The organism is Micromonospora sp. NPDC051543, assembly GCF_044454415.1.
Taxonomy (GTDB): domain Bacteria; phylum Actinomycetota; class Actinomycetes; order Mycobacteriales; family Micromonosporaceae; genus Micromonospora.
In genome coordinates, this window is sequence record NZ_JBITDT010000007.1 from 386,764 (window position 1) to 392,903 (window position 6,140).

The 6,140-nt window shown below is 72.4% G+C and carries 5 protein-coding genes; all 5 read left to right on the forward strand.

The features are described from left to right. Positions 1-470: 470 nt before the first annotated feature. The 5 genes from ACIA3K_RS15965 to ACIA3K_RS15985 all read left to right on the forward strand — a co-directional run bounded on the left by ACIA3K_RS15965 (position 471) and on the right by ACIA3K_RS15985 (position 5,609). Positions 471-1,649 (forward strand): sensor histidine kinase, encoded by a 1,179-nt coding sequence (locus ACIA3K_RS15965; RefSeq protein WP_396801732.1) that lies wholly within the window; start codon positions 471-473, stop codon positions 1,647-1,649. Then, positions 1,646-2,302 carry a response regulator gene (locus tag ACIA3K_RS15970; RefSeq protein WP_396801733.1) on the forward strand — a complete coding sequence of 219 codons (657 nt, stop codon included), beginning with the start codon at positions 1,646-1,648 and terminating at the stop codon, positions 2,300-2,302. The genes ACIA3K_RS15965 and ACIA3K_RS15970 overlap by 4 nt, the downstream gene beginning before the upstream one ends. Before the next feature lie 109 nt (positions 2,303-2,411). Then, positions 2,412-3,965, forward strand: a complete 1,554-nt coding sequence (gene ffh, locus ACIA3K_RS15975; RefSeq protein ID WP_396801735.1) for a signal recognition particle protein — start codon at positions 2,412-2,414, stop codon at positions 3,963-3,965. A gap of 69 nt (positions 3,966-4,034) precedes the next feature. After that, positions 4,035-4,511, forward strand: a complete 477-nt coding sequence (locus ACIA3K_RS15980; protein ID WP_396801737.1) for a Uma2 family endonuclease — start codon at positions 4,035-4,037, stop codon at positions 4,509-4,511. An 18-nt stretch (positions 4,512-4,529) separates the two neighbouring features. Continuing rightward, positions 4,530-5,609, forward strand: coding sequence for an amidohydrolase family protein (locus ACIA3K_RS15985; protein WP_396801739.1), 1,080 nt, complete (start codon positions 4,530-4,532; stop codon positions 5,607-5,609). Positions 5,610-6,140: the final 531 nt, after the last annotated feature.

Sequence of the window (6,140 nt, forward strand, 5' to 3'; positions counted from 1 at the left end):
CGCCAGCCCGTCGTGGGCTCTCTCGGCTGTCGTGGCTCTCTCGGGCGTCGTGAACGCCCCCGGCCGTCCTGGTCCTCTCGGCCGCCCTGTGCTCGCGCGCTCGGGGGCTCGTGTGATCGAGGGCCCGCGTCGTCGCAGGGCCCACGACGACGTGGGCCCTGCGGAATTTCGGGGCGCTCGCGGCCCGCACGGGCGGGACTACTTTGTGCCTGATGCCTCAGTGGCATCAAGATGACTCAGCGGCAGCACGCTTGTTGCGGTGGGCGTCCCCGGACTCCGCCCCGTCGGCCCCTCGGACGCCCCGCCTCCCGAGGCAGTTCGACGGCCGACGGATTCCGCGGCGGCGATGTGCGTGAGGGCGGGCCGGGAGGGCGTGTGCCGCGGGAGGTCGCGGCTACGTCCCCGGACGTAGCGGCGGTGCCGCTCGTGGACGCACGTCAGGAGGCGTCTGCGCGGGCAGAATGACGGCCATGCGGGGGAACGGGTGGCGTGGGCGGCACGCGGTGTCGGACGCCGTGCTCGCCCTCGTGCTGCTCGTGTTCGGTCAACTCGCGACCGGGCTGGCCGGGGACAACCAGCCGGGCTCGATGCCGGTCGACGCCCTCTGCCGGACGCTGATCGTACTCGCCGCGCTCGCCCTGCTGCTCCGACGGCGAGCTCCGGTGGCGACTCTCGTCGTGGTCACGCTTGCCACCTCGACGTACCTGGTGCTCGGCTACCCGTACGGGCCGATTCTGCTCGCGTTCCTGCTCGCGGTGTACACCGTGGCGGTGGGAATGCCGGTGCGTCCGGCGGCGCTCGCCAGCGGCGGCGCGTTCGTGGTGCTGCTGGCGCATGTCTTCACCTCGCGCGGCCCCGCGCCGGGCTGGACCGGAGTGCTCCCCGCGTCGGCCTGGGTGGTCGTACCGTTCGCGGTGGGTGTGGTGGTGCGGGTCAGCCGGGAGGCGGCCGCCCGTACCCGAGCCGAGGAGGCCCGTGAGCGTGCCGAGCAGGGTCGGCGGCAGGCCGACGAGGAGCGGCTGCGCATCGCCCAGGAGGTACACGACGTGGTGGGGCACGGGTTGGCCGCGATCAGCATGCAGGCGGACATCGCCCTGCACCTGCTGCCGAAGCGGCCGGAGCAGGCGGAGATCGCACTGACCGCCATCAGCCGCACCAGCCGGGAGGCGCTGGACGAGCTGCGGGTCACGTTGGGTGCGGTGCGGCGGGGCGCGGAGCGTGAGCCCGTACCCGGTCTGGCGCGGCTCCCCGCACTGCGCGACCGCCTGGCGGGCGCCGGTCTCGCCGTCGACCTGCGCCTGGCCGGTGGCCTGCGGGAGTTGCCGGCGGCGGTCGACCTGGCGGCGTACCGGGTGGTGCAGGAGGCGTTGACGAACGTGCTGCGGCACGCCGGGGTGGCGCGTGCCGAGGTGACCGTGGCCTACCGGGCCGACGAGGTGACGGTCGAGGTCACCGATCGGGGCGTCGGCGTCCCAGGCCGGCTCGATGCGGCCGGCGACCTCGAACCGGCCGACGGCCGGTCCGGCGGGCACGGGCTGGCCGGCATGCGGGAGCGGGTGACGGCGTTGGGCGGGCGGCTGAGCGTCGGACCCCGCTCGGACGGCGGGTTCCGCGTGTGGGCCCGGCTGCCGGTGGAGCCGTCCCCGTGATCCGGGTGCTGATCGCCGACGACCAGGACCTGGTCCGCCTCGGGCTGCGCGCGCTGGTGGAGAGCGAGGACGACCTGGCGCTCGCCGGTGAGGCCGCCGACGGGTTACGGGCGGTCGAACTGGCCCGGCGGGAGCGGCCGGACGTCGTCCTGATGGACATCCGGATGCCGGGCATCGACGGGATCGAGGCGACCCGGCGGATCGTCGCCGATCCCGACCTGACCGGTACGCGGGTGGTGGTGCTCACGACCTTCGAGCTGGACGAGTACGTCTTCGACGCGCTGCGCCACGGCGCGAGCGGGTTCCTCACCAAGGACACCCGGCCGCCGGAGCTGCTGCGCGCGATCCGGCTGGTCGCCGAGGGGGAGGCGCTGCTGTCGCCGTCGGTGACCCGCCGGGTGGTGCGGGAGTTCGCCACCCGGCCGTCGCGGGCACCCCGTCCGCACCCCCGACTGGACACGCTCACCGACCGGGAACGCCAGGTGGTGGGCCTGGTCGGAGAGGGACTGAACAACGAAGAGATCGCCGCCCGGTTGGTGGTCAGCCCGGCGACCGCCCGTACACACGTCAGCCGGGCGATGGGCAAGCTGGCAGCCCGGGACCGGGCCCAGCTCGTCGTCTTCGCGTACCAATCGGGCTTGGTCTCGGGGTGAGGCCGGGCCGCCAGCGGCCGTGCGGCCGGGCGGCTACCCTAGCGGTGGCCGGACTCCGCAGTGCCGGCCGCGTTGTGCCCGCCGGAACACTGACAAACGGGATGTTCGCGTGTTTGACACCTTGAGTGACCGCCTGTCCGGGATCTTCACCAAGCTCCGCGGCAAGGGACGGCTCACCGACGCCGACATCGACGCCACCGCGCGCGAGATCCGCCTCGCGCTGCTGGAGGCGGACGTCGCGCTGCCGGTGGTCAAGGGCTTCATCGCGGCCGTCAAGGAGCGTGCCCGCAGCACCGAGGTCTCCCAGGCGCTCAACCCGGCCCAGCAGATCATCAAGATCGTCAACGAAGAGCTGATCAAGGTGCTCGGCGGCGAGGGGCGGCGACTCCAGTTCGCCAAGCAGCCGCCGACCGTGATCATGCTGGCCGGCCTCCAGGGTTCCGGTAAGACCACCCTCGCCGGCAAGCTGGCCCGCTGGCTCAAGAGCCAGGGGCACCAGCCGCTGCTGGTCGCCGCCGACCTCCAGCGCCCCAACGCCGTCGGGCAGCTCCAGGTGCTCGGTGGTCGGGCCGGGGTCGAGGTGTACGCCCCGGAGCCCGGCAACGGCACCGGCGACCCGGTGCAGGTGGCCCGCGCGTCGATCGAGCACGCCAAGCGCGCCGCCCGCGACATCGTCATCGTCGACACCGCCGGTCGACTCGGTATCGACGCCGAGATGATGCAGCAGGCCGCCGACATCCGCGACGCCGTCTCGCCGGACGAGGTCATCTTCGTCATCGACGCGATGGTCGGTCAGGACGCCGTCCGCACCGCCGAGGCGTTCCGCGACGGCGTCGGCATCACCGGTGTGGTGCTCTCGAAGCTCGACGGCGACGCCCGTGGTGGTGCCGCGCTGTCGGTTCGCGAGGTCACCGGGCAGCCGATCCTCTTCGCGTCCACCGGTGAAAAGTTGGAGGACTTCGACGTCTTCCACCCCGACCGGATGGCCAGCCGGATCCTCGGCATGGGCGACGTCCTCACTCTGATCGAGCAGGCCGAGCAGGCCTTCGACTCCGATCAGAAGGAGAAGATGACCGCCAAGCTGATGGGCGGCGAGCAGTTCACGCTTGACGACTTCCTCGACCAGCTCATCGCGGTACGGCGGATGGGCCCGATCGCCAACGTGCTGGCCATGATGCCGGGCATGGGGCAGATGAAGGACCAGCTCGCCGAGCTGGACGACAGCCACTTCGACCGGGTCACCGCGATCATCAGGTCGATGACCCCGGGTGAGCGCAACAACCCGAAGATCATCAACGGCTCGCGCCGGGCGCGTATCGCCAACGGCTCCGGTGTCACCGTCATGGACGTCAACCAGCTGCTCAACCGCTTCGCCGACGCGCAGAAGATGATGAAGCAGATGGGCGGCATGATGGGCCTGCCCGGCGGCGGTCGGCGCAAGGCCACCAAGAGCCCGAAGAACAAGCGCAAGGGCACCAAGGGCGGCGGTCGTCCGCGTACCGGTGCCGGGATGCCGGCCGGCTTCCCCGGTGGCATGCCGCAGCTCCCGCCGGGGATGGACCCGAACGACCTGGCGGCTGGCCAGGGCCTTCCGCCGGGCTTCAAGCTTCCGAAGATCGACTTCAACAAGCTCGGCAAGGGCGGCGACAAGGGCCCGCGCTGACGCGTGTCGGTGACGTTAGGCCACTGATCCGGCGCTTAGGGTCATCTCTCCCCCCGGTGAGGAGATGTCATGACCGCGGCCCCGACTGCCGTGCACCAAGATCTCTGCGTTCGACTGCTGCTGGCCGTCGAAGTCAACTGCCCACCGGAATACCTGGTCAGCATCGACCTGTCGATGCGGGTCGACCGGCGCAACGAGCCGCGCCCCGACGTGGTGGTCATCCGCCGCAAGCACGCCGGCCGGTCGCCCGTGCCGGTCGAGGATGTTCTGCTCGCCGTGGAGGTCGTCCCGTCGCCCTTTGTCTTCCGCGACATGTACGACAAGGCGAAGGTCTACGCGCACGCCGGAATCCGGTCCTACTGGGTGGTGGACCCGTCGCAGGAGCGCGTCACGCTGACCGAGTACGCGCTCGGCGCGAACCGGGAGTACGAGCAGGTCGCGCACACCGAGGATCTGTTCGTCACCGAGCGGCCGTGGAAGGTCTCCGTCGACCTGCCGGCGCTGACCAGCCGGAAGAACGACCTGCTCGCCCCCGACGAGGAGTGATCGGGTAGGACTGTGCGCATGGCCCTTCATGTGCGCGGCGTGCTGCTCCCCGACGACGAGGTCCGGGACCTCTGGCTGGTCGGCGACCGGGTGACCTTCACCCCGGTACCCGACGCGGAGACCGTGGTCGACGGCGGGTTCGTGCTGCCGGGGCTGGTCGACGCGCACTGCCACATCGGCATCGCCCGAGGTGGGGCCCCGATCACCTCGCTCGACCAGGCCCGCGAGCTGGCCCACGTCGACCGGGACGCCGGGGTGCTGGCGATCCGGGACGCCGGCTCGCCGTACCCGTACCCCGAGTTGGACGACGAACCCGACCTGCCGCGACTGGCCCGCGCGGGCCGGCACGTCGCCCCGCCGAAGCGCTACCTGCGGGACATCGGCGTCGAGGTCGACGCCGCCGAGGTGGCCGCGACGGTGGCCGCCCAGGCGAAGGCCGGCAACGGCTGGGTCAAGCTGGTCGGCGACTGGATCGATCGGGGCGTGGGCGACCTCGCGCCGGCCTGGGACGCCGACACCCTGACCGCCGCCGTGCGGGCCGCGCACGACGCCGGGGTACGCGCCGCGGTGCACACCTTCTCCGAGTCCGCCGTCGAGATCATGGTGCGCGCCGGTGTGGACTCGGTCGAGCACGGCACCGGCCTGAGCCTCGACCTGATCGACGAGATGGCCCGGCAGGGGACCGCCCTGGTCCCAACGATGATCAACATCGCGACCTTCGGCGGAATCGCCGAGCAGGCGCAAGCCAAGTTCCCCGGGTACGCCGAACACATGCTCGCGCTGCGCGACCGCTTCCCCGAGGTGGTGCGGGCCGCCCACGAGGCGGGCGTGCCGATCTACGTGGGCACCGACGCCGGCGGTGGCATCGACCACGGGCTGGCCGCCGAAGAAATGCTGCTGCTGCACGAGCGGGCCGGCATGCCGGCCGAGGACGTCCTCGCCGCCGCCTCCTGGGGCGCCCGGGAGTGGCTCGGCTTTCCCGGGCTGATCGAAGGCGGTCTCGCCGACCTGACGGTCTACCCCGAGGACCCCCGCCGCGACCTACGGGTCGTCCGTGCCCCGTCCCGCACGATCCTGCGCGGCCGAGTGGTGCGCTGACCCGTCTACGCCGGGCCGCGCTGGGCCGCGCTGGGCCTTGCGCGCTGGCCGTGCCGGGTCGCGCTGGGCCTTGCGCGCTGGGCCGCGCTGGGCCGCGCTGGGCCTTGCGCGCTGGCCGTGCCGGGTCGCGCTGGGCGTTGCGCGCTGGGCCGCGCTGGGCCTTGCGCGCTGGGCTGCGCCGGTTCGAGCGCTGGGCCGTGCGGGTCACTCTCTCACGGGGATCTGGACCGGCCGGGCGGGGATCATGGGGCGGATCCACACACGCTGGGCCGAGCAAGATCGCGCTACATCCTGGATGTAGTGGTCTCGACATCGCGGGATCCCACTACATCCAGGATCGAGCGCGATCTTGCCACCCAAGATCCGCGCAACAACCCCGATGTTGCTGCTTCCGGCGTGGCGGATGCAGCAACATCGGTGATGTTGTGAGGATCTTGGCGCGGGGCGCGGGGCGCGGGGCGCGGGGCGCGGGGCGCGGGGCGCGGGGCGCGGGGCGCGGGGCGCGGGGCGCGGGGCGCGGGGCGCGGGGCG